Genomic DNA, 1034 nt, shown 5'->3' on the forward strand with positions numbered 1-1034 from the left:
TTAAGCGCCAGTAAACGGCGGTGGTAACTATAACCATCCTAAGGTAGCGAAATTCCTTGTCGGGTAAGTTCCGACCTGCACGAATGGCGTAACGACTTCTCGACTGTCTCAACCATAGGCCCGGTGAAATTGCACTACGAGTAAAGATGCTCGTTTCGCGCAGCAGGACGGAAAGACCCCGGGACCTTTACTATAGCTTGATATTGGTGTTCGGTTCGGCTTGTGTAGGATAGGTGGGAGACTGTGAAGCGGGCACGCCAGTGTTCGTGGAGTCGTCGTTGAAATACCACTCTGGTCGTGCTGGATGTCTAACCTGGGTCCGTGATCCGGATCAGGGACAGTGTCTGGTGGGTAGTTTAACTGGGGCGGTTGCCTCCTAAAGAGTAACGGAGGCGCCCAAAGGTTCCCTCAGCCTGGTTGGCAATCAGGTGTTGAGTGTAAGTGCACAAGGGAGCTTGACTGTGAGACCGACGGGTCGAGCAGGGACGAAAGTCGGGACTAGTGATCCGGCGGTGGCTTGTGGAAGCGCCGTCGCTCAACGGATAAAAGGTACCCCGGGGATAACAGGCTGATCTTCCCCAAGAGTCCATATCGACGGGATGGTTTGGCACCTCGATGTCGGCTCGTCGCATCCTGGGGCTGGAGTCGGTCCCAAGGGTTGGGCTGTTCGCCCATTAAAGCGGTACGCGAGCTGGGTTTAGAACGTCGTGAGACAGTTCGGTCCCTATCCGCTGTGCGCGTAGGAGTCTTGAGAAGGGCTGTCCCTAGTACGAGAGGACCGGGACGGACGAACCTCTGGTGTGCCAGTTGTCCTGCCAAGGGCATGGCTGGTTGGCTACGTTCGGGAGGGATAACCGCTGAAAGCATCTAAGCGGGAAGCCTGCTTCGAGATGAGGACTCCCACCCCCATGAGGGGTTAAGGCTCCCAGTAGACGACTGGGTTGATAGGCCAGGTGTGGAAGACCGGTAACGGTTGGAGCTGACTGGTACTAATAGGCCGAGGGCTTGTCCTCAGTTGCTCGCGTCCACTGTGT

General features: G+C 56.6%; 1 rRNA gene. It reads left to right on the forward strand.

Features of this window, described 5'->3' with window-relative positions:
* Positions 1 to 1013, forward strand: a 23S ribosomal RNA gene (locus AB0435_RS34315); the annotation flags it as partial.
* Between the last annotated feature and the right edge of the window lie 21 nt (positions 1014 to 1034).

This window comes from Streptomyces sp. NPDC051173 (assembly GCF_040689515.1).
Classification (GTDB): domain Bacteria; phylum Actinomycetota; class Actinomycetes; order Streptomycetales; family Streptomycetaceae; genus Streptomyces.